Genomic DNA, 22,552 nt, shown 5'->3' with positions numbered 1-22,552 from the left:
ATGGCCGAGTTTTCCCGGGAACCGGGCTGTTGGGTTCGTGCGCTCAGCGCAGTTCCTCCGGGCAGCCCGTCCCGCGCGGCAGCTTGTACGGGGCGGCCAGCCGGTAGACCCCGGCCCGGGGCGCGAGCAGTTCCGTCCACTCGTCGCCCTGCGCGGTCGGCTCGGCCTTCAGCAGACAGCCGTTGGGGTTGGTGAAGGTCTTCGGGCTGTTCCCTTCCGCTTCCCCGGCCGCCTCGGACGCTGGCGTCTCCTCCGGCGGCAGCACCCGGTTGCCGTCCTCGTCGACCAGCGCGAGCCACGGCGAGTACGGGATCCGGATCAGCACCCGCCCGGCCGACGGGACCTGGATCGTCACCTCTTCCGCGGCGGCCCGGTCGACGGTCGCGGGCGGATCGGCGAGCGGGGTCGGGTCCTGGACGGCGAAGAGCTGCCAGTTGGCGTCGCCCCACAGGCGCTCCAGATAGGGCAGGCCCTTCTGGACCAGCTCCGCCTCCTGCGCGGCGCCGTCGTCGGACCTGCCCTCGGGCAGCACCACGTAGTGCACGGCCCAGCGGTCCAGCCAGTCGCGGTAGGTGGTCTCGGTCAGGGTGTCGTCGTAGAAGAGCGGGTTGCGCTCCATGTCCGCCTGCCGGTTCCAGCCCCGGGCGAGGTTGACGTACGGGGTGAGCGCGGAGGACTCGCGGTGGCTGCTGGCGGGGACGACCTCGACCCGGCCCGTCTCCGCGCCCCTGCGCTGCAACTGGTTGACCAGCGGCGCCAGCTCGCGCGCCCAGGAGGCGGTGGGGGCGGTCCGCACGATGTCGTCGACGCCCTTGAAGCCGATCCAGAAGTTCAGCCCGGCGAAGGCGACGACCAGCGCGTACCAGCGGCGTGAGCGCGGCGCGGTGTACGGCAGGGCGGCGAGCAGCACCACCCCGCCGACGATCATCGCGAACCGGGAGACGTTGGAGCCGATCTGCGAGTCGATCACGTACGTGAGCAGCACGCCGGAGCCGTAGACGGCCGTGGCGACCCGGACCGTACGCCACTCCCCGGGGACGAGGACGAAGGTGAGGACGGAGAAGAGGAACGGCAGCGAGGCCGTACCGACCGACATCGGCTGCGTACCGGAGAACGGGAACAGCCAGGCCGAGAGCGCCACGACCGCCGCCGGTGCGAGGCCGAGCGCGTACGCGCCGGGGCGGCGCTTGTTGAGGAAGAGCGCGGCGGCCACGACCCCGAGGAACAGCCCGGCCACCGGGCTGGCGGCGGTGGCGAGCGCGGCGAGCGGTGCGGCTGCGACGCCCTTGAGCCAGCGCTTGCGGCGCCAGCGGTGGGGCCAGCAGAAGACGGCGGCGACGGCGCCGAGCGCGAACATGATGCCGAGGCCGAAGGTGACGCGCCCGGACAGCGCGTTGCACAGGAACGCGAAGACCCCGGCGAGCGCGCACGCCACGGGGTTACGGACGGCCGGGACACGGACGAGGATCAGCGCGGTCAGGGCGGCGGAGACCGTCCCGGCGACCATCATCGTCGTACGGACGCCGAGGACCGACATCAGATAGGGCGAGACGACGCTGTACGAGACGGGGTGCATCCCGCCGTACCAGGCGAGGTTGTACGCGGAGTCGGGGTGGCGGCCGACGAACTCGGCCCAGGCGTCCTGGGCGGCGATGTCGCCGCCGCTGTTCGCGAAGAAGAAGAACCAGAGGACGTGGACGGCCGCGGCGACGAGGGTGGTGAACAGGACGGGGTGGCGCGGCACACGCTCCCGGAGGGCCCGGAACCGGCCGCTGGTGGGGGTGGGCCCCGGAGGCGGGTCTATTCGCGCCCTGGCGGCGGGCACCCCGGTGGCAGCGCCGCTGTCGGCGCGCGTCGGCTCAGTGGTCGTCACTGCGGCTCTCCACGTCTTCCCGTCCCCGTCGCACCCGTCGCACCGTCTCCGCGTCTCCGCCCGAAGCGCGGCGTGCCGACCCCCGGCATCCCGCAGGACGCCCGCATCGTCCAGGACGCCGATCCCGGGGCGCTCAGTTGCCCGGGGCGGCCGGCTGAGCGGATGACGGGGCGGTGCCCAACAGATGTCCGTTTCGCGACGCTAGCACGTATGACTGGCCCGTACGGCAGGCACAGGGCCTCCACGCCGGTGGCCCCGGAGCACGAATGCTCCGGGGCCACCGGTGTGGGCTCAGCTCCGCGGCCGGTCAGCCGACGCGGGTCACCTTCGCGCCGAAGCCGGGCTCGGCCTTGTCGCTCTGGAGGGCGACCGGGGCGGTCACCTGGCCGGGACCGGATCCGACGGTCAGTTGGCCGACCACCGTGCCCGCCGTGGCCGTCTGCGGGATCGTCTTGCCGCCGTCCGTCAGCCCGACGGAGATCTTCAGGCTCGGCCAGCCGGCCGCCTTCAGGTCCTTCGTGGCGACCACGGGCGTCTGACCGCCCAGGCCGTCGTCGACGTACCCGACCGTCTGCCCCTTCTTCACCACGGTCTTCGACTCCAGCAGTTCGCGGGTCGGGATCAGGACCTTCTTGCTCGCCGCGTTGACCGCGTCGATGATCGAGGGGCCCTGCTGGCCGAGGACGGCGCCCACGACGTACTGCTTCGTGCCGTCGACGTCCTTGGTCGCGGCGAAGAGCAGGTTGCCGCCGGCCTTGGTGGTGGTACCGGTCTTTATCCCGATGGCGCCGTTGTAGGGCACCAGGGTGTTCCAGTTGGGCCACGTCTTGCCGGACGGGTCGGTCCACGAGGGCAGTTGGGTGATCACCATCAGGCCCGGCATCTTCACCAGCTCCATGCCCAGCTTGACCTGGTCGGCCGCGGTGGAGACGGTCGTCGCGTCAAGGCCGGACGGGTCGGTGTACGTCGTGTCCTTCATCCCGAGTTCCTTGGCGGCGTCGTTCATCTTCTTGACGAACGCGTCCTGCGAACCGGCGTCCCAGCGCGCGAGGAGCCGCGCCACGTTGTTCGCCGACGGGATCATGAGCGCGCTGAGGGCGTCCTTCTGGGAGAGCTTGTCGCCCTCCTTGATCGTGTTCAGCGTCGACTCGTTGCCGGACTCGTCGTAGCCGCCCTCCTTCTCCGCCAGGGCGTCGACCGGGATCCGCGCGCCGTCCTGACCCACCTTCATCGGGTGGTCCCGCATGATGATGTAGGCCGTCATCGACTTGGTCACGGAGGCGATCGGCACCGGCTTCTGCTCACCGAACGTGTCCACGACGCCCAGCCCCGCCACGGACACGACGCCCTGCCCGTGGTCGGGCCACGGGAGTGAGGGCTTGTCGCCCTCGAAGGCGTACGTGGACTCCGCGGTGAGCGTGAGCTCCGGGTCGGGGAGCGGCCGTGCCGCCTGGACGATCGCGAAGACGACCACCGCGAGGAGCACCAGCGGCGTCCAGATCTTGACCCGGCGGACCATCGTGCGGACCGGGGTCTCCGGCGGGGCCGGCTTGTTGGTCAGCTCGGCGAGCAGGTCGAGCGGGGGCATCGGCGGCAACGGCTGCTGCCGGGTCCGCTCGGCCTCGGGGATCCGGGACGGCGCGGGGGCGGGCGCGGGGGCGGGCTTGGACGTGGCGGGTGCCGCCGGTGACGCGGCGGGCTCGGCCGACGCGGCGGGAAGGTCGTCGCGGCGCAGAGGGACGAACGTGCTCGTCCGCTCCGCCGGGGTCTCGTCCTTCCCTGCCTTCCCGGCCTCTGCGGGCTTCCCTGCCTTCGCGTCCTCCGCGGTCTTCCCGGCCTTCGCGTCCGTCCCGGCCTCGGCCGCGCCGGTCTCCTTGGGCAGCTTGAGCGCGGTGGTGGGCTGGTCGGTGGCGGGCTTCGGGAGGGTCCTGAAGACGGCGGTGGCCTGGTCGACCGGCGCGGGGTCGGGGTCGAGGTCGGGGTCGGGTGCAGTCTCAGGGTCGGACTTGGACTCCGGCTCCGCCTTCGACTTGGACGCGGACTCGGGCTCCGGCTTGGACTTGGCCTCGGGCTTCGGCTTGGACTCCGGCTCGGGCCGGTCGTCGCCGCTGTCGCTCCGGGACTCCTTCTTGGAGCCCTCCTTCGCGTCCTTCTGGGCGTCCTTCTGCGAGTCCTTGGGCTCCTGGGACTCCTGGGGCTTCTTCGGCTCCTCGGTGTCCTTGGAGCCCTCAGCACCCTTCGAGTCCTTGGAGTCCTTGGGGTCCGCCGACTCCTTCCCGTCGTCCTTCTTCTTCTCGTTCTTCTCGTTCTTCTCGTTCTTCTCGCCCTTGGCGGAGGTCGCGTCCCGGTCCGGGGAATCGGCCGATCCGGACTTCTCCGGCCTCGCCCAGGACGGTGCCGTGCCGCCGTTGCCGTCGCTCTTCAGCGTCATCGTCCGGTTGTCGGACTTCGGGCGCTCCGGTGCCGCCGTTATGCGGTCGCCGTCCGCTTCCCCTGGCCCCTCGGCCTCCGCCGGGCCGTCCTCGGACTCCGCCGTGGAACCCTCGGTGCGATTTGCGGTCGCAACCTTCGTCGAGCCCCCTGAGCCGGACTCCGGCCCGTCGGCCCCGCCGGCTCCGTCCGTCGCGGACGAGGCCGATTCACGGAAGACCGCGAGCCTCGGGTCGCGTTCGCCAGGAACCGCCTCCCCCGACGACTTCCGCTGATCCGACTTGTCGGGGGACTCGCCCGCCACCGCGTCTCCTTCATGTCTCATCCGACGTAAACCGCACTGTCCGAAGCATCTATCAGTGTCCCGCTCTGGGACCTCGGCCCGAGTGCTAGACGAGAACGACATACATAACGGTTCCCGCACAAAGTACCCAGGCACCCTCGACAGACCATTGTGAGAGGGGTCACCCTGTCATTCATCCACGCGGGGAGGCATGGATGGGCAGGAGCCGCAGAACAATTCCGGAGGAGCTTCTGCTGCTCGCTCTGGACCCGGCCACGGGTACCACAGCGCAGCCGCAGTCGCTCGACCTCGGCCTGGCCGGAGCACAGCTAGTGGAGCTGGCTCTGGCAGGACGGATAGCCCCTGACGGGGATCGTATCGCCGTGGTGATGCCACGGCCGACCGGAGATCCGACTCTGGACTCCGCACTGGAGCTGTTGCGCAGACGCGGCAGCCCGGTTCGGGCCGTCCATTGGATCGGCGGGCCCCGACTGGGGCTGCGCCAGACCTATCTCTCGCATCTGGAGCGGTGCGGCATGGTGCATGCCGTGGCGGGCCAGATGTGCGGAGTGCTGCCGACGACTCGCTACCAGGCGACGGAGACGGCGATCAGCCGGGAAATCAAGTCCCGGCTGGACAGTGCGATCCGCACCGGCGTTCCGCCGGACCCGCGGACCGCGGCGCTCGCCGCGCTGGCCCATGCGGTCGGACTCGGCAAGCACCTCTACCCCGGGAACGAGGGGCGCTCGTCGCGCTCCCGGCTCCGGGACCTGATCAGACACGACCCGATGGGCGGTCTCGTGGCGCACGCCGTGATGGACGTCCAGAACGGGGTGGGCGCACAGCCGCGCCGTAACCCGGCCCAGGGCGCGCCCAGCGCTCCGGTCGGCGCCCGGCCGGTCGGTGGCGTGCCCATGCAGCCGCAACGCGGTGGCATGGCGCGCGTACCGGCGCACTGAACACGGAACAGGCGCCGAAGCAGGCGCCGACTGACGCACCACAGCAATCCGCCGCACCGACGTCCCCAGACCCGGTTCGGGAGCCGCACAGGACGCGCGGGGCAGCCGGACACCCTCCGGCCGCCCCGCGCGTCGCGTATCGGCCATCGCGCAACGCGCGGGCCCCCGGAGGGTCCCGACCCTTGGCCACGGCCTGACGGGCCCGCTACAGGGCCTCCAGGCGGCCTCAGGCCGCCCCAGGCCGCCCCAAGGGGCTTGCCCGCCTCGCGCCCGGACCGGCGCGACGGCGCGCGTGGGGGCGCGCGGCCAGGCGCGCAGAACGGCTCAATCACCTCTGTAGCCATTTCCCAGCGCAGTCGGGACCTTTGGTGGCAGTCTGCTGAGCAGTAGATACGTACAGCTACAGCTACACAGCCGGAGGTGCAGTTTCCGTGGCGTCCAACGTCAATCCCACCGTCAGGCGACGCCGATTGGGCCAGGAGTTGCGCCGGCTTCGCGAACTCAAAGGCATGACGGCGGAGGAGGTCGCGGAACGCCTGCTGGTCTCCCAGTCGAAGATCAGCCGGCTGGAGAACGGCCGCCGTTCGATCAGCCAGCGCGATGTGCGGGATCTCTGCGGGGTCTACGAGGTCGAGGACAGCCGGATCGTCGACTCGCTTATGCAAATGGCCAAGGACTCCCGCCAGCAGGGCTGGTGGCACGCCTTCGGCGACATCCCGTACAGCGTCTACATCGGGCTGGAGACGGACGCGGCCTCGCTGCGCGTGTTCGAGCCGCAGGTGGTCCCCGGGCTGCTCCAGACCCGTCCGTACGCCGAGGCGCTGATCAACGGCGCGCTGCCGGAGTCCGCCGTACCGGATGTGGAGAAGCGCGTCGGGGTGCGGCTGCGGCGGCAGGACCGGATCAACGCGCCCGAGGAGCCGCTGCGGCTCTGGGCCGTGGTGGACGAGGCGGCGCTGCGCCGGGTCGTCGGCAGCCGCCAGCTCATGCGCGAGCAGCTCGAACACCTTCTGGAGCAGTCGCAGTTGCCGCATGTGACCGTTCAGGTGCTGCCCTTCGACATGGGCGCGCATCCCGGAATCACCGGGCACTACGCGATTCTCGAATTCCCCGACGCGTCGGACTCCAGCGTGGTCTACATCGAGGGCGTGACGAGCGACCTTTATCTGGAGAAGGCCAATGATGTGCAGCGGTACAGCGTGATGTACGAACACCTGCGCGCGCAGGCGCTGAATGCCGATCAGACGCGGCAGTACATCGCGGATATCGCGAAGGATTACGCCCGTTGAGCAGCCGTCACGTTGGTCCGGATTGTCGAACTGATCCGCTTTTACGCAGACGGACGAGGTAGCATACACCTCAACCAGCGTCCCTCGTAAGGCTATTCGGCCATAGACCATCCGGACGAGTGAATGCACGCTCCGCTCATCACGTGAGGCGAGTAGCGTCGATCATGCCAACAGAAGTTGGCGCTATTTCACCTCACTTGTTGAACCGGAGCGAATATGGCAATCCTTCAGGGCGCTACGGACACGTGGACGAAGTCCTCGTACTCCGGCGGAAACGGCGCATGCGTAGAGGTCAAGTCCCCCGTCGTCCAGGCCATTGCCGTGCGGGACTCGAAGGCTCCCGAGGGGCCGTCGATCTCCTTCGTCCCCAGCTCGTGGAACGCCTTCGTCCAGGAAATGGGCAGGGGCGCCACCGACCTCGCCTGAGGCCGGTTCACCCTGGCCATTGGCGCCACCTTGGCCGTCGGCAGCACCTTGGCCGTCGGCCGCGTTTCACCGCACCACAGACAGAGCCCTCTCGACCGGTCCGCCGTCCTGGCCGAGGGGGCTCGGCCATGCCCGGCCGCGCGGGACCCGCATCCCGCGCGGCCGTTCCGTTCCGTACGACCGTTTCGGGCCCGTACGACCGTCTCTGTTCGGTACGACCGGAGCCCGGCGGAAGGCGCCGGAGCCCGCTGACGAAGTGCTCGCTCATCGTGTGTGCGCGATCACGGTCACGACAACGCCACGGAAGGTCAAGAACAGGCAAAACCGTTCTACTTCCTGATCTGCGTTCATGTCCTTGACCGACGCACCCTTGACCCGCCGCCGCGCCAGGCGGTTCAATCCCCAAGTCCCCGCTCCCGCACGGGGTTACCGCCGACCGGAACGCACCCTCTGACGAAGTGCTCCGACGTTCAACAGGCGGACCCCTGGAGGGGTGACATGAACAGCCTCGACTGGATCGTGCTCATCGCGTATTTCGGAGTCATGATCGCGATCGGGCTCTGGTCGCACAAGCGCGTGGACAATGTCAGCGACTTCTTCACCGCGGGCGGCAAGATGCCCTGGTGGCTGTCGGGCATCTCGCACCACATGTCCGGGTACAGCGCCGTGATGTTCACCGGGTACGCGGGCATCGCCTATCTCTACGGCGTCACCTCGTTCGTGACCTGGTCCCTCCCCATCGCCATCGGGATCGGGATCGGCGCGCAGATCTTCGCGCCCCGGCTCAACCGGCTGCGCTCCCGGCTCCGGGTCGCCTCCCCGCTCGAATACCTCAAGAACCGGTACGACCTGAGAACGCAGCAGGCGCTCGCCTGGTCGGGGCTGCTGCTGAAGATCGTGGACGTGGGCGCCAAGTGGGCCGCCATCGCCACCCTGCTCTCCGTGTTCACCGGGATCTCCCTCAACCAGGGCATCCTGATCACCGGTGTCATCACCGGCATCTACTGCACCGTCGGCGGGCTGTGGGCCGACGCGCTCACCGAGCTGGGCCAGTTCGTCATCCAGCTCTTCGCCGGCATCGCGATGCTCGTCGCGGTCATGGGCAAGCTCGGCGGCTTCAGCGCGCTGTGGACGGTCTGGGACAAGCTCCCCGAGGGCCACGCCGAGCCGACGGCCGGGCCGTACACCGTGACGTTCCTGCTGGCGTTCCTCTTCATCAAGACCTTCGAGTACAACGGCGGCATGTGGAACCAAGCGCAGCGCTACATGGCCACGGCCAGCGCCCGGGAGGCAACGCGTTCGGCGCGGCTCTCCGCCGCCCTGTGGCTGGTGTGGCCGCTGGTGCTGTTCTTCCCCATGTGGTGCGCGCCGCTGCTGGTGGAGGCGCAGAAGCCGGACGCCTCCGACTCGTACGCCCTGATGACCGAACAGCTCCTGCCGCACGGTCTGCTGGGCCTGGTCATCGTCGGTTTCTTCTCGCACACCATGGCGATGTGCTCCTCGGACGCCAACGCCATCGCGGCGGTCTTCACCCGGGACATCGCGCCGGTGCTCTCCCGCGCGGCGCGCAGTTGGTCGGACCGGGCGGGGCTGCTGGCGGCGCGGCTGTCGACGATCTCGTTCCTCGCGCTGTCGATGGCGATCGCCACCCAGGTCAACTCGCCGACGTTCAAGGACATCATCACCGTCGTCATCAAGTGGGTGGCCGGGCTGATGGGGCCGATCGCGATCCCGTTCATGCTGGGGCTGCTCAAGCCGTTCCGCAGGTCGGGCCCGACGGCGGCGCTGGTGAGCTGGGCGATGGGGCTGCTGGCGTTCTGGCTGGTCAACTACCCGATCAACTGGGCCGTGGACGGCGGCGTACCGCTCCAGTACCAGGTCTCCGTACCGCTCGCGGTCTCGCTGGTGCTGTACGTGGTGATCGGCTTCCTGAAGCCGGAGGACACCCCGGAGCGGGACGCGCTGCTGGGGCGGATCGACGGGGACGGCCACGAGCCGACCGACGGCGCGGGCGACGCGAACGGGAAGGACGGCGGGATCAGCCGCGCGGGTAGCGGGACAGCCACCCCGACTCCGTGACGGCGGCGCTGTGCAGCGCCGGCCCCTGGGTCATCTCCATCGCGAAGTCGTCCGCGATCTCCAGCAGGGTGGGCCGGCCCTCCAGCTCCGCCAGCCAGGCGGGCGGCAGGGCCGTCTCGCCGTGCAGGGCCCCCAGCAGCGCCCCGCAGAGCGTGCCGGTCGCGGCGGAGGGTCCTTCGTGGTTGACGGCGAGGCGCAGCCCGTGGCGTACGTCCTCGGCGACGAGCGCGCAGTAGACGGCGACGGCGAGCGCCGACTCGGCGGTGCGCCCGTCGCCGAGCGCGGCGATCTGGTCCGGGCCCGGCACGCCCTGCCGTACGAGTTCGAGCGCCTGCCGCAGGGCCACCGTGACGGGCTCGTGGCCGGTGCGCGGGGCGATCAGCACGCAGGCCCGCTCCACGCCCGCCTCCAGCGTCCCGCCGCGCGCCACCTCGTGGACGATCACGGCGAAGGCGCCCGCCGAGATGAACGCCCCAGGGCAGCCGTGCGTCTGGACGGCGCACTCCAGCGCGAGCTGGCAGACGAGCTGCGGCTCCCACCCGACGAGCAGCCCGAACGGCGCGGACCGTACGAGGGCGCCCGCGTCCCGCGCGATGGGGTTCTTGGGCCGGTCCAGGGTGCCCATGACCTGGTCGCCGAAGCCGGTGAGGCAGGAGATCGTCGGGTCGCGGCGTACGTACAGCCACTCCTCCTGGGCGAGCCACCCGTTGTCCTTGCGCCGCAGGTCGGGCCCCCAGTCGCGCTGGGTCGCCGCCCACCGCAGATGCGAACGGTGCACGTCGGTGGGCGGATGCCAGGCCCCGGTGTCCCGGCGCACCTGGGCGCGGATCAGCCCGTCGACGGTGAACAGGGTGAGCTGGGTGGACGCGGTGACGGCGCCGCGCCGGCCGTACGCGGGGACGAGGTCGACGACCCCGTCACCGCCGTGGGCCGCCCTGATCTCGTCGAGCGTGAGCGTGGCGACCCCGGCACCGAGCGCGTCCCCGATGGCACCGCCGAGCAGGGCGCCCCGTACCCGGCTGCGGAAGTCCTGCTGCTCGGCACGACCCCAGATGGCTCCGGACAGTGTGCTCACACGTCCCCCTCCCCTGCCGGGCCCCCGATGTGCCTCCGCGCGACTGCGCAGCACTGTAATCGAACGGGAACAGCGGGTTGAGGGCGCACTCAGGCGCGCAGGGCAGGCCGCTCCAGATGCGTGGCGGCGCGCAGCAGCCACTCCACCGGTCCGATCCGGAACCGCCGCATCCACCAGGCGCTCCACACCACTTGTACGGCGAAGATCCCGACCGCGACGGCGAACACGGCGGCGTAGGGCACCCGCCCGATGAGACCGAGCCCCACCCCGGTGAAGACCAGCCCGCAGAGCAGCGACTGGCTCAGGTAGTTGGTGAGCGCCATCCGCCCCGGCCGCGCCAGCACCTCGGCCAGCCGCGCGCCGCGCGCGGTACGGAAGACGCTCAGCAGCGTGGCGACGTACGCGGCCGTGAGGAAGGGCGCGGTGACGAGGTGCGCGGCGGGCGCGAAGAGGTTGTCGGGCCCGGCGACGGTGTAGGCGAGCGAACCCGCCAGGCCGACCGGGAAGCCGACGAGCTGGATGAGCCGCAGCTTCCGCCGGTACGCGGCGGGGTCGGGGGCGGCGGTGTGGTCGAGCGCGCGGCGCTTGCCGGCGGCCAGCCCGACCAGGAAGGCGGAGAAGGCCAGCGGCCCCTGGAAGAAGAGGATCAGCGGAAGCGCGGTCGTCAACGAGTCCAGCCGTTCCCCGACGACGGACCCGAGCCCGCCGCGCATCGCCTCGGTGGCGGTCCGCCCGTCGGCGAGCATGGTGGCCCGCTCGGCGGCGGTGGGGGCGGCGGAGGCGCCGTCGATGACGGCCACGAGGACGGCCACCGCCAGGAAGATGAGCACGATCACCCCGGTGATGATCCCGGCCACCCACAGCGCGCGGCGCGGTGAGATGCCGCGTACGAGGAAGAGCACCAGGCCGAGCAGGGCGTACGTGACGAGGATGTCGCCGTAGAAGAGCAGCAACGCGTTGGCGACGCCGATCAGGAACAGCCCGCCGATCCGCCGCAGGAAGCGGGGCCGGAAGGAAAGCCCGCGCGCGGCGGCGGAGTTGAGCTGGAGGGTGAAGCTGTAGCCGAAGAGGAAGGAGAAGAGGAGATAGAACTTCGACTCGAAGAGGAACTGGACCACGCCCGAGGCGAGATGGTCGTGCCAGGCGGTCCTGGCCGGGTCGGGCATGTCCAGAAGGGTGTAACCACTCGCGAAGAACGGGACGTTGACCATCAGGATGCCGAAGAGGGCGAAGCCACGCAGCGCGTCGACATCCGCGAGGCGCGCGGTCGGGGCCTTGCCGAGTCCTGGTGCGCCCGGGAGGGCGGGCTCGGTCGGAGAGGGTGCTGTCATACCGTACGACGGTACGGAGCGGGGGCGGGCCGCCGCATCCGACCAAAGTAGCGCGGGCGGGTTTCTTCGGTCGGCCGCGTATCAGGCTCCGGCCTCAGCCCAGCGGGCGGCGAAGGCGTCGCGGGCGGCGGCCACGCGGGCTAGGCGGGGGCTCAGGGCGGCGGTGTCGATACCGGGGGCGTCGAGCAGCTCTCCAAGGTCGGAGGCCAGTTGCGCGAGGTCGTCCCACTCGGGCTCCGTGGCGAACAGGGCGACGAGAGCGGCGTCCAGCACTTCCCAGTCCCCGCGCACGGCCCCACTCAACACGGCTGTGTACGGGGGCATCTCGACCGCGAGGTCCTCGGCCTCCGCCAGCAGCCGCTCCAGCTCCCGCCACAGCGGGACCCCGGCACCCGCACCCTCGGCCACGGTCACCGCCATGGCCCGCTGGAGCGTGCCGGACACCGGATTCTCGGCGCTGTACCGCTCAGCCACCGCCAGCGCCTCGGCCCACCGTCCGGCACGGCGCAGCGCCTCGCAGCGATCGAACAGGGCGCCGTTATCGTCAGTGGTCAGCTCGTCCAGCCATTGAAGAGCCTCCCCGGGGCGGCCGAGAAGCAGGCTCACGGTCGCCGCTCCGCGCCGGGGGATGTCCGCGTGGTCTGTGTCCGGGTTCAGCGCGACACTCCGCCGGAAGTCGGCGCGGGCCTGCTCGGGACGGCCCACAGCCAGTGCGGTCGTGGCCCGGAGGAAGTACGGCCACGCGTCGTTCGCGTCGATCTCCAGAGCACGGTCCAGGTCGGCGAGGGCCTGGCCGTAGCGCCCACAGGCGTGGTGGGCCCTACCCCGCAGGCAAAGCGCCCAGTCGTCGCCAGGCCATTGGTTCAGCACCTCGGTGAGATCCGCAACCACCTCCTCGTAAAGTCCGGCGACCCACCGGGCTTGTGCTCGCACCCGCCGGATCCAAGTGGTGCCCGGATCCGCGTCGATCGCACGGTCCAGATCGGCCAAAGCGCCTGCCGTATCGTCCAGTTCGGAGCGCAACTGGGCCCGGTGCGCCAAGGCCCAGGCGTACTCGGGGTGCAGTTCGATCGCCCGGTCCAGATCGGCGCGCGCCTCGGTGTGCCGCCCCAGCAGATGGCGCACGGCCCCCCGGCCCGCCCAGGCCGAGGCGTGATCGGCGTCGATCGTCAGGACACGGGTCAGCTCCCGTTCCGCGTCCTCGTTCCGCTCGGCGACCCGGTACGCCTCAGCGCGCTCGGAGGCGATCCAGGCGTTGTCCGGCGCCAGTTCGACCGCACGGTCCAGATCCGCGAAGGACGGGGCGAGTTCCCCCATGTCGCGCAACACCCGGGATCTGCGGACCAGCGCCCACAGATAGTGGACATCCAGTTCCAGGGCACGTCCGAAGTCGGCCAGAGCGGCCGCATGCCTCCCCAGCCCGTGGTGGGCGGCGCCCCGGCAGGCCAGTGCGTAGGAGTTGACCGGGTCGAGTGCAAGGGCACGGTCCAGCAGATCGAGGGACTCCTCGCCCCGGCCCGCGAGCCGTAGTGTCTCCCCGTACTCCTCCAGGATCCACGCCGTGTCCGGGGCCAGTTCGTCGGCCCGGCGCAGATCAGCCAGGGCGGCGTCGTGGTCGTCGCCCGCCTGATGGGTGAACCCACGGCCGAAGTACGCCCGGGGCTCGTCCGGGTCGAGGGCGAGCGACCGGTCGTACTCGGCCAACGCCTCTGCGTACGCACCCGCCTCGCGCAGTTCCCGGCCCCGCACTCGGTGCGCCGCCGCCCGGCCCCGCATGTCCAGGCCCGCCCGGTCGAGCAACAGGCCCAGGGCCTTCCGTACGCCTTGCTCCTCGTCGTCGAGCACGGCCACCAGCCGCTGCCCCCACTCCCGGGCCGTCGCGTCGCCGGTGTCCTCGCCCGCCTCCGCCAGCACCTGTGCCGCACGCCGGGCCGCCGCCGAGCTCTGCCAGCAGCCGTCGACCACGTCCCGCAGCGCCCCGGGGAGCGCGCCGCGCGGACCCGCACACAGGCGGTGGTAGGTCTCCTCGAAGCGCAGCGCGCGCCATTCGGCGTTCTCCCACGCCTCGTCAGCGGGCAGGTCCGTCTCCGTCTCCGCGCGCCAGTCGGCGAAGCACGCGGCGAGCGCGGTGTGCCGTTCGCGCCAGCCGCGTGGGGAGCGGGTGCGCTGGAGGCGCAGCATGGGGGCGCGCACCACGCCGTGGTACGCGACCCCGCCGTCCTTGCGCGTGGCGAAGGGCAGCGTCCGCAGCCAGTCGTACAGCCCCGCCGCGTCCTCGGGCACGACCGCGCGGAAGACGTCCTCGTCCAGCCGGCGGGGCAGGGCGCAGGCGAGGGCCGCCGCACGCCGTACGGGGTCCTGTTCCCACTTGAGGAAGCGTTCGACGGCGGTGGCGCTGGGGTCGCCCACGTCGTCGGGGTCGGTGGGCTGGTTCTCCGCGAGGGTGGAGACGAGGACGGGCAGGCCGCCGGAGAGCCGGAGCACCTCCTCCACGACGGACTCGTCCGTGACCCGCTTCGCCGCGAGGAGTGTGCGCGCCTCCCCCTCCGTGAAGGGCGCCAGCGGCAGGCTGGTCGCGAAGTCCCCGTACCCGCCCCAGCAGGCGGTGTCGAGGGGGCGCTGGCCCGCGAGCGTCACCACGACCCGGCCGGGGAAGTCCCCGTACCGGCCTGCCTTGATCAGGTCGCGCAGCCAGGTGTCCAGGAAGGGCGCGGTGCGTTCGTACGTGTCGAAGAAGAGCGCGATCCAGGGGATGTCACGGGGGATCCCGGTGAGTTCGGTGATCAGGACGGGGGTGAGGACCTGGTCCGGCCTCAGGACGAGCTGGACGTCCTCCTGGTCGCGGAAGCGGGCGCTCAGGGTGGCGCGGAGCCGGTCGGCGCCCGCCGCGAGGTGCTGGGGGTCGACGACGTCCGCGAACGGTCCGACGACCGGGACCATCCGGAGCCCGATCATGCCCGCCGTGACGGCGGCGGTGGACCCGGCGGACGCGGCGGGGGGCTCCCCGGCTGTCCCCCCGGCCGTCGCCCCTGCGGCCGACTCGGCTTCGTGCCGCCGCTGCCGGTAGGTGGCGAGCTGCCGGTCGAGCTGCTTGAGCGGGTGCCCCTGCCGGCCGAGCTGTTCGGCGATCGCGGCCAGCGCCTCCGGGACGCTGCTGACGGACTCGTCCACGTACGCCGTCAGCGCGCCGCACTCCCGGGCGGCCCGCTCCAACTCCCGTACGAGGGAGGTCTTCCCGACGCCCGCGTTGCCGTGGACGTGGAACAGGTAGCGGTGCCGCTCGTCCTCGGGCGGGTGGCCGAAGTTCTCGCGGTAGGCGCCGAGTTCGGCGCCCCGGCCGACGAATCTGCTGCGGCGCGCGATGAGTTCGGCCATCGGCACCTGGTCCGCCTGCGCCACCCGCGTACTCCCCCGTGTTCGCCCGTTCCCGCCCGCTCGGTCCGCCGCTCAGTCTGCCAGCAGGGGCAGCAGCTCCGGCAGGTGTCCGTCCGATGCCGCCGCCGCCCTGACCCGCTCCTCGGGGACCTCTCCGTACAGCGTCGTGCGCGGCTTCGCCGGGCGGCCTGCCGCGTCCGCGATGGCGACCAGGTCCTTGACCGAGCGGTAGGAACCGTAACTGGAGCCCGCCATCCGGGAGATGGTCTCCTCCATCAGGGTGCCGCCCAGGTCGTTGGCGCCGGAGCGCAGCATCTCCGCCGCGCCCTCCGTGCCGAGCTTCACCCAACTGGTCTGGATGTTGGGGATGTGCGGGTGCAGGAGGAGCCGGGCCATCGCCATCACCGCGCGGTTGTCCCGGTCGGTGGGGCCCGGACGGGCGATGCCGGCCAGGTAGACGGGGGCGTTGGTGTGGATGAAGGGGAGCGTCACGAACTCCGTGAAGCCGCCGGTCTCCTGCTGGATGCGGGCGAGGGTACGGAAGTGGCCCAGCCAGTGGCGGGGCTGGTCGACATGGCCGTACATCATCGTGGAGCTGGAGCGGATGCCCAGTTCGTGGGCGGTGGTGACGACCTCGATCCAGGTCGCCGTCGGCAGTTTGCCCTTGGTGAGGACCCAGCGGACCTCGTCGTCCAGGATCTCGGCCGCCGTGCCGGGGATCGAGTCGAGTCCGGCCTCCTTGGCGGCCGTCAGCCATTCGCGGATCGAAAGGCCCGTGCGCGAGGCGCCGTTGACGACCTCCATCGGCGAGAAGGCGTGGACGTGCATACCGGGGACGCGCTCCTTCACCGCGCGCGCGATGTCGAAGTAGGCCGTGCCGGGCAGGTCGGGGTGGATGCCGCCCTGCATGCACACCTCGGTGGCGCCGACCTCCCACGCCTGTTCCGCGCGGTCCGCGACCTGGTCGAGGGAGAGGGTGTACGCGTCGGCGTCCGTACGGCGCTGGGCGAAGGCGCAGAAGCGGCAGCCCGTGTAGCAGACGTTGGTGAAGTTGATGTTGCGCGTGACGATGTACGTGACGTCGTCGCCGACGGTGTCGCGGCGCAGCTCGTCCGCGATCCGGGTGAGCGCGTCCAGCGCGGGCCCGTCGGCGTGGAGCAGGGCGAGGGCCTGGTCGTCGCTGAGCTTCGTCGGGTCGTCGGCGGCCTGGGCGAGGGCGGACCGTACGTCGGTGTCGATACGGGAGGGCACCATGCCGGGGGCCGCGGCCTCGCGCAGCGCCTCCCAGTCCCCGTACACCTCGTCGAAGTCGTCGCGCCGGTCGGCGGTGCGGCCCTCGGTGTCGATGGTGCGGTGCAGATCGGTGCGGCCGGTGGCGGTGAACCCCTCGTCCGGCTCCTGCCAGGGCAGTCCCGACGGGGTGACGCCCTCGCGTGCGAGCCCGGTCTCCGGGTCGGCGAGCGCCCGTACGTGCGGCATCAGGCGGGGATCGAGCCAGGGCTCGCCGCGCTGGATGAACTCCGGGTAGATCGTGAGGCGTTCGCGCAGCTCGAAGCCGGACTCGGCGGTCCGCGCGGCCAGTTCGTCGATGTGCGGCCAGGGGCGCTCGGGGTTGACATGGTCGGGGGTGAGCGGCGAGACCCCGCCCCAGTCGTCGATGCCCGCGCCGATGAGCAGCGCGTATTCGGCGTCCACCAGGTTGGGCGGCGCCTGGATCCGGGCGGACGGGCCCAGGATGTGCCGGGCGACGGCGATGGTCGCGGCCAGCTCCTCCAGTTCGGCGTCGGGCATGCCGCGCATGGCGGTGTCGGGCTTGGCGCGGAAGTTCTGGACGATGACTTCCTGGACGCCGTGGTACGCGCGCTGGATCCGGCGCAGCTCGAAGAGGGCGTCGGCGCGCTCCTCGTACGACTCGCCGATGCCGATCAGCACCCCGGTCGTGAACGGCACGTTGGACCGTCCCGCGTCCTCCAGGACCCGCAGCCGGACGGCGGGCTCCTTGTCGGGCGAGCCGTGGTGCGGGCCGCCGGGCTCGGACCACAGGCGGGTGGCGGTGGTCTCCAGCATCATGCCCATGCTCGGCGCGACGGGCTTGAGCCGCTGGAGGTCGGTCCAGGACATCACCCCGGGGTTGAGGTGGGGCAGCAGCCCGGTCTCCTCCAGGACACGGATCGCCATGGCGCGCACATAGGCGAGGGTGTCGTCATACCCCTCCGCCTCCAGCCACTCCCGCGCCTCGGGCCACCGGTCCTCGGGCCGGTCGCCGAGGGTGAACAGGGCTTCCTTGCACCCCATGTCGGCACCTTGGCGGGCGATCGCCAGGACCTCGTCGGGCGACAGGAACATGGAGTGCCCGGCCCGGCGGAGCTTGCCGGGGACGGTGACGAAGGTGCAGTAGTGGCACTTGTCGCGGCACAGCCGGGTGAGCGGGATGAACACCTTCCGGGAGTACGTGATCACCCCGGCCCGCCCGGCGGCCTCCAGCCCGGCGTCCCGCACCCGCGCGGCGGACCCGGCCAGATCGGTGAGGTCCGTACCCCGCGCCTGAAGCAGCACGGTGGCCTCGGCGACATCGAGCGCGACACCGTCACGGGCGCGCTTCAGAGCACGGCGCATGCCGTTGGCGGTCGGCTGTCCGGTCCCGGGGCCCTGCGGTGCGCTCGTAGTCATCCTCCGAGCATACGAGCGCCGGGGTGGATCTTGGTTGCGCGGCAAGAGGTGGCCTTCGTCTCCCCCTGCGCCTGAAGGGGCGTGCGACCGGTTTGCGACACTTCGGTCATGGACGCGGAGACGAGAACAGCAGGGGCACGAACGACCGGACAGGGGATACGGCCGCCCCGCCTGTCCCCGTGGCGGCTACGGGCCGCCACGGCTGCGGACGTGGAACCGGTGGCCGAACTGCGGGCCACGGTCATGCGCGCCGACCTGGAACGCCTCGGCCGGTACGACGAGCACCGGGTGCGGCAGCGGCTGCGCGACTCCTTCTCCACGGAGCACACCTCGATCATCGTCACCGCCGAAGCCGACGACGCCGACGCCGACGCCGGCGAGGGAGCGGTCGCGGGCTGCCTCACGCTCCGCCCCACCCCCGCCGGACTCCTGCTGGAACACTTCTACCTCGCCCCCCACCACCAGGGCCACGGGCTCGGATCAGCCGTCCTGCGTACGGTGCTGAGGCGTGCCGACGAGCGGAACACGCCCGTCCGCCTCAACGTCCTCCAGGGCAGCGCGGCCCGCCGGCTCTACGAGCGGCACGGATTCGTCCTGGAGTCCGAGGACCTGGTCGATGTCTTCATGCTCCGTCCGCCCCGCGCCTGACCGGCGCGTCCCGCTCAGTGACGGCCGGGCGTCGCCCCGACCCCGTACAGCGGGAGGTCGTCCGTGGCCAGATCCAGAGAGAACGGCACGGGCAGCGGGATCTCCTCGCCGTACTTGCCCCGCGCCATGTCCTGATACGCGCCGTCCCGGGGGCCGGTGTGCAACGCCCACGTACCGTGGCGGGGGTCGATGACGAGCAGCACCGCGACTCCGGCGACGGCGTACCAGTCGTTCTTCTGCGTGATGCCCCGGGCCTTCTCCGACCGGGAGATGACCTCGACCGCGAGCCCTACGTCCGCCGCGTCCGCGAGCCAGTTGTCGTCATCGTCCCAGGCGTCGGGCAGAACGATCAGGTCCGGTGTCGCGTAGTCGTCGGGGTCATCCGGCATGGCCACGGAAGAGACCTCATAGACGGCGAGTCCGTCCGGCAGGGCAGGATCCAGTTGCGCCCGCAGGCGCCTGATGACGCCCGCGTGCTTCCCACGCGGAGTCGGGGACATCACGAGGCTTCCTCCCAGGATCTGCACCCGCAGACCAGTCGCTTCTTCGATCTTCTCGGCGACCTCGCGCAGATTCCCCGGGCGCGGACGCAGCAACGGCACGACGGACATGGCTGGTGGCCTCCATCCCTGTGGCTCCGGCTCTTCGCCCGCGCGAACGGACACGATGGGAGGACCCGTGTCCCGCTCTGCGGTGTCTCCACCGTACCGCCACGCATAATCCTGGGCCTCGGACATCACGACTCCTTTCACCGGATTCCTCGCACTTGGTCACGCTACGTCACGCCACTGACACTCGGCCTCGCCACCCTTCCGCCCGCACTCCACCCACAGCAGCTTTCCGCGGTGCCCGGACTGCTCGCCGAGGCGGTACGCGCCCCAGTCGTCGGCGTAAAGCTGTACGAGCCATAACCCGCGCCCGCACTCCGGCAGGGCTCCCGTCGCGGGGGCGGATGCGGGCGGGGTGAGGAGGTCGCCGTTGAACGGGGGCGGGATCTCGGGGTTGCTGTCCCAGACACCGACCCGGAGCCGGTGCGGTTCCAGGGCGCGGATACGCAGGGCGTACGGGCCCGGCGCGTGCCGGTACGCGTTGGTGACCAGCTCGCTGGCCAACAGTTCCGCCGTGTCGGTCAGTTCGCTCATCCGGTGCGCCCTGACCACGTTACGGACGGTGCCGCGGGCGATTCCGGGGGCGCGGGGATCGGGCGGGAGTTGGAGCGTGTAGGCCCAGTGCGGGGATACGGTTTGCACGGAAGTCTCCGATCGCGGAGGGGATTTCCCCAGTTTGGGGATGCGAGGTGCGATGCCCGGTGACCAGGTCGCTCCGTCGAGCGGGGTGCTTCCAGGCGGTGGCCTGCCCCAGAGACTAGACCGCGAAAAAGGAATACTTGATAGCGTTCCAAGTAATACTCCCGCATCTCACTCGTGTGAGTGACCTCACCCGTACGGCCCGGAAGGCGAGTTGAACGATGGCAGCCAAGCCCGACCCCACGGCGCGGCGCGTGCGCCTGGGTGTTGAGCTGCGGAGACTCCGTGAGCGAGCACGGCTGACGTCAACCGCAGCCGCAGAGCTTCTCGGTACGCGACCGGGGCAGATCAGCAACATCGAGACGGCCCGGTTCGGGGTCGGCGGTGACCGCGTCCGCGCGATGGCCGTCGCCTACGGCTGTCGGGACGAGCCCTTCGTCTCCGCTCTGGTGGACATGACCCAGGACCGGACGCGCGGCTGGTGGGAGGAGTACCGGGGCGTTCTGCCCGCCGGGCTCCTCGACCTCTCGGAGTTCGAGCACTACGCCACCGGATTCCGGACGGTGCACACCGCGCACATTCCCGGCCTGTTGCAGACCGTCGAACACGCGCGGGAGATCTACCGCCAGGCCGTACCGTCGTTCAGTCCGCCGGACGTCGAGCACCGCGTCTCGCACCGGATCAAGCGCCAGGCCGTCCTGTACCGGGAGAACCCCGCTCCGTACCGGGCGATCATCCACGAGGCCGCTCTGCGCATGCAGTTCGGCGGCCCCGACGTGGCACGAGCCCAGATGCGCCAACTCCTCACTCTGGGCGAGATGCCGCACGTGACGATCCGCGTCATTCCCTTCGCGCTCGGGTCCTTCCCGGGGTCGGGGCAGACCGCGTACTACGGATACGGCCCCGTGCCCCCGCTGGACACCGTGCAGCTCGACCAGGCCCACGGGGTGGCGTTCATCGACGCCGAGACCCAGTTGAACCAGTACCGGCTGCTCTTCGAACGGCTGGACTCCGTGGCGCTGACGGAGACGGCTTCCCGCGACTACATCCACTCCATCGCCCAGCAGCTCTGACCTGAAGGGACCGCTCATGGCCACGGACCACTGGCAGAAGTCGTCGTACTGCAGCGAGGGCGACGCATGTCTGAGCGTCGCCGCGTCGCCCGGCCACGCGATACAACTCACCGAGACCGGCGACCCCGCACCATCCATACTCATGACCGGCCAGACCACCTGGGCCGGCTTCCTCCGCTCACTCAAGGAGTCCCACAGCCATGAGTGAACTGCACGCCGAAAACCTTGAAAGCCTGTGAAAGGGCGCACCGTGGCGGAGTCCACCTGGCAGAAGTCGTCGTACTGCGCTCAGGGCGAGGCCTGTCTGAGCGTCGCCGCGACGCCCGGCCGGGCCATACAGCTCACCGAGAGCGCCGACCCCGCGCGATCCATACTGGCGACCGACCCGGCCACCTGGGCCGGTTTCCTCCGCTCGCTCAAGGAGTCCCACAGCCATGACTGATGTACCCACCGGTCTCGAATGGGTCCGTGCCGCCCCCGAGGGCGACGAGGGGCCCGGGCCCTGGATCGAGGTGGCCGCCGGGGCCGGGGATCTGATTCATCTCCGGGAGACCAGCGACCCCGACAACATCGTCACCACCAACCAGGTGAAGTGGGAGGCGTTCGTGAAGGGCGTCCTGGCCGGGGAGTTCGACCACTTCGCCGAGCTGGGTGAGGGCGAGGACGGGGTCGGGAGCAAGGACGGGGGCGGCGGCGCGGGCTCGTCCTGAGTCCCGGACCGGCCCGCCGCACCGCGCCCGCGCCGCCGCCGCGCCCCCCGCGTCAGACGTACGGCGCGTACGCGTCCAGCGTGCGCAGGACCTCCGACTCGTCGGCCGGGGGCAGTTGGAGGACGACCTCCTCGATGCCCAGCTCCGCGTAGTGCGCCAGCTTTCCCTCGCTGGGCAGCGTCGCGTACGGGACGACCTGGAGGGTCTCCGGGGCGCGGCCCGCCTCCTCCCAGGCCGTGCGCAGCGCGGGCAGTGCCTCGGTCAGGCCCCGGCCGCCGATCGGGAGCCAGCCGTCCGCGCTCTCGGCGATCTGCGCGAAGAGCTTCGGGCCCGCCGCGCCGCCGATCAGGGTGCGCGGGTTGCCCCGTACCGGCTTCGGGAACGCCACGCTCGCCCGTACCGAGCCGAACTCGCCCTTGTACGCGGTCGGTTCGGCCGCCCACAGCGCGCGCATCAGCGCCAGGCGCTCGCCGGTGAGCGCGCGGCGCGTCGACCACTCCACGCCGTGGTCCGCGGCCTCCTCCTTGTTCCAGCCGAAGCCGACCCCGAGCGTGAAGCGTCCGCCGGAGAGGTGGTCCAGCGTCGCGATCTGCTTCGCCAGGTCGATCGGGTCGTGCTGCGCGACCAGCGTGATGCCGGTGCCGAGGCCGAGCCGTTCGGTGACCGCCGCCGCCTGGCCGAGGGCCACGAAGGGGTCGAGCGTACGGCCGTACTCGCGCGGGAGTTCACCGCCTGCCGGGTACGGCGTCGACCGCTCGGCGGGGATGTGGGTGTGCTCGGGCAGATAGAGACCGGCGAAGCCGCGCTGTTCCAGCTCCCGGGCGAGCCGTACGGGCGTGATCGTCTCGTCGGTGAGGAAGATCGTGGTCGCGATCCGCATGCGTCGTGCCTCCGTGGTCGGTAGGTCGAAGTCGCCGGTAGGTCGATGTCGCCGGTACGTCGATCGGTCCGCGTCACCGTACCCCTCGTGTTACTTGCGGGTAAGTGCGCGCCTGGCGCAATCCGTCGGCCGCGTTCCCGCCATCCGCCGACCGCCGGGCCTTGCGCCCCGGTTCACCGCGGGCTACGAGAGTGGCGGGACCCT

General features: G+C 71.1%; 18 protein-coding genes. 9 read left to right on the top strand and 9 right to left on the bottom strand.

Annotated elements, in window-relative coordinates; genetic code table 11:
• Positions 1-43: 43 nt before the first annotated feature.
• Positions 44-1,873, bottom strand: a complete 1,830-nt coding sequence (locus tag ACIBJC_RS13285; RefSeq protein ID WP_399291605.1) for an MFS transporter — start codon at positions 1,871-1,873, stop codon at positions 44-46.
• 307 nt (positions 1,874-2,180) lie between these two features.
• Positions 2,181-4,607 carry a D-alanyl-D-alanine carboxypeptidase gene (locus ACIBJC_RS13280; protein WP_399291603.1) on the bottom strand — a complete coding sequence of 809 codons (2,427 nt, stop codon included), beginning with the start codon at positions 4,605-4,607 and terminating at the stop codon, positions 2,181-2,183.
• A gap of 194 nt (positions 4,608-4,801) precedes the next feature.
• On the opposite strand from ACIBJC_RS13280, the gene ACIBJC_RS13275 reads away from it, so the two are divergent.
• From ACIBJC_RS13275 to ACIBJC_RS13260, 4 genes are all read left to right on the top strand, one after another.
• Entirely contained in the window at positions 4,802-5,545 is a 744-nt protein-coding gene (locus ACIBJC_RS13275) for a GPP34 family phosphoprotein (RefSeq protein WP_399291601.1), read from the top strand.
• Positions 5,546-5,976: 431 nt separating this feature from the next.
• Complete coding sequence (locus ACIBJC_RS13270) at positions 5,977-6,834, top strand: helix-turn-helix domain-containing protein (protein WP_399291600.1); 858 nt, start codon at positions 5,977-5,979, stop codon at positions 6,832-6,834.
• Between the two features lie 216 nt (positions 6,835-7,050).
• The gene (locus ACIBJC_RS13265) at positions 7,051-7,260 is read left to right on the top strand and encodes a DUF397 domain-containing protein (RefSeq protein WP_399291598.1); all 210 of its coding nucleotides are present in this window, start codon (positions 7,051-7,053) and stop codon (positions 7,258-7,260) included.
• A 498-nt stretch (positions 7,261-7,758) separates the two neighbouring features.
• A complete protein-coding gene (locus tag ACIBJC_RS13260; RefSeq protein ID WP_399291596.1) occupies positions 7,759-9,339 on the top strand; it encodes a sodium:solute symporter family protein in 1,581 nt (526 codons plus the stop codon).
• Here ACIBJC_RS13260 and ACIBJC_RS13255 read toward each other — a convergent pair.
• The 4 genes from ACIBJC_RS13255 to ACIBJC_RS13240 form a co-directional block, all read right to left on the bottom strand.
• Positions 9,299-10,414 (bottom strand): ADP-ribosylglycohydrolase family protein, encoded by a 1,116-nt coding sequence (locus tag ACIBJC_RS13255; protein ID WP_399291594.1) that lies wholly within the window; start codon positions 10,412-10,414, stop codon positions 9,299-9,301. The genes ACIBJC_RS13260 and ACIBJC_RS13255 overlap by 41 nt on opposite strands.
• Before the next feature lie 89 nt (positions 10,415-10,503).
• On the bottom strand, positions 10,504-11,745 hold the full coding sequence (locus ACIBJC_RS13250; RefSeq protein WP_399291592.1) for a DUF418 domain-containing protein: 1,242 nt from the start codon (positions 11,743-11,745) through the stop codon (positions 10,504-10,506).
• 81 nt (positions 11,746-11,826) lie between these two features.
• The gene (locus tag ACIBJC_RS13245) at positions 11,827-15,144 is read right to left on the bottom strand and encodes a tetratricopeptide repeat protein (RefSeq protein WP_399291590.1); all 3,318 of its coding nucleotides are present in this window, start codon (positions 15,142-15,144) and stop codon (positions 11,827-11,829) included.
• A 48-nt stretch (positions 15,145-15,192) separates the two neighbouring features.
• Positions 15,193-17,790, bottom strand: a complete 2,598-nt coding sequence (locus ACIBJC_RS13240; protein WP_399291588.1) for a bifunctional FO biosynthesis protein CofGH — start codon at positions 17,788-17,790, stop codon at positions 15,193-15,195.
• Positions 17,791-17,898: 108 nt separating this feature from the next.
• Between ACIBJC_RS13240 and ACIBJC_RS13235 the strand changes: the two genes are divergently transcribed.
• Positions 17,899-18,438, top strand: coding sequence for a GNAT family N-acetyltransferase (locus ACIBJC_RS13235; RefSeq protein ID WP_399291586.1), 540 nt, complete (start codon positions 17,899-17,901; stop codon positions 18,436-18,438).
• A gap of 14 nt (positions 18,439-18,452) precedes the next feature.
• On the opposite strand, the gene ACIBJC_RS13230 is transcribed toward ACIBJC_RS13235, so the two are convergent.
• Positions 18,453-19,049: a Uma2 family endonuclease gene (locus ACIBJC_RS13230; protein ID WP_399291584.1), complete on the bottom strand. Its 597-nt coding sequence runs from the start codon at positions 19,047-19,049 to the stop codon at positions 18,453-18,455.
• A gap of 159 nt (positions 19,050-19,208) precedes the next feature.
• Positions 19,209-19,688, bottom strand: coding sequence for an ATP-binding protein (locus ACIBJC_RS13225; RefSeq protein ID WP_399291583.1), 480 nt, complete (start codon positions 19,686-19,688; stop codon positions 19,209-19,211).
• Positions 19,689-19,906: 218 nt separating this feature from the next.
• Between ACIBJC_RS13225 and ACIBJC_RS13220 the strand changes: the two genes are divergently transcribed.
• Genes ACIBJC_RS13220 through ACIBJC_RS13205 form a run of 4 tightly spaced genes read left to right on the top strand, consistent with a single transcriptional unit; the run spans position 19,907 to position 21,468 of the window.
• Positions 19,907-20,758 (top strand): DUF5753 domain-containing protein, encoded by an 852-nt coding sequence (locus ACIBJC_RS13220; RefSeq protein WP_399291581.1) that lies wholly within the window; start codon positions 19,907-19,909, stop codon positions 20,756-20,758.
• Between the two features lie 16 nt (positions 20,759-20,774).
• Entirely contained in the window at positions 20,775-20,966 is a 192-nt protein-coding gene (locus tag ACIBJC_RS13215) for a DUF397 domain-containing protein (protein ID WP_399291579.1), read from the top strand.
• Positions 20,967-21,008: 42 nt separating this feature from the next.
• Positions 21,009-21,200 (top strand): DUF397 domain-containing protein, encoded by a 192-nt coding sequence (locus ACIBJC_RS13210; protein WP_399291578.1) that lies wholly within the window; start codon positions 21,009-21,011, stop codon positions 21,198-21,200.
• The gene (locus tag ACIBJC_RS13205) at positions 21,193-21,468 is read left to right on the top strand and encodes a DUF397 domain-containing protein (protein ID WP_399291576.1); all 276 of its coding nucleotides are present in this window, start codon (positions 21,193-21,195) and stop codon (positions 21,466-21,468) included. Before ACIBJC_RS13210 ends, ACIBJC_RS13205 begins: the two co-directional genes overlap by 8 nt.
• Positions 21,469-21,520: 52 nt before the next feature.
• Here ACIBJC_RS13205 and ACIBJC_RS13200 read toward each other — a convergent pair whose 3' ends face one another.
• A complete protein-coding gene (locus ACIBJC_RS13200) occupies positions 21,521-22,348 on the bottom strand; it encodes an LLM class F420-dependent oxidoreductase (protein ID WP_399291575.1) in 828 nt (275 codons plus the stop codon).
• Between the last annotated feature and the right edge of the window lie 204 nt (positions 22,349-22,552).

Origin of the sequence: Streptomyces sp. NPDC050509 (assembly GCF_044457965.1) — a bacterium.
Lineage (GTDB): Bacteria > Actinomycetota > Actinomycetes > Streptomycetales > Streptomycetaceae > Streptomyces.
The sequence above is the reverse complement of the archived record's forward strand: the minus strand, read 5'-3'. Positions and strand labels throughout refer to the sequence as shown.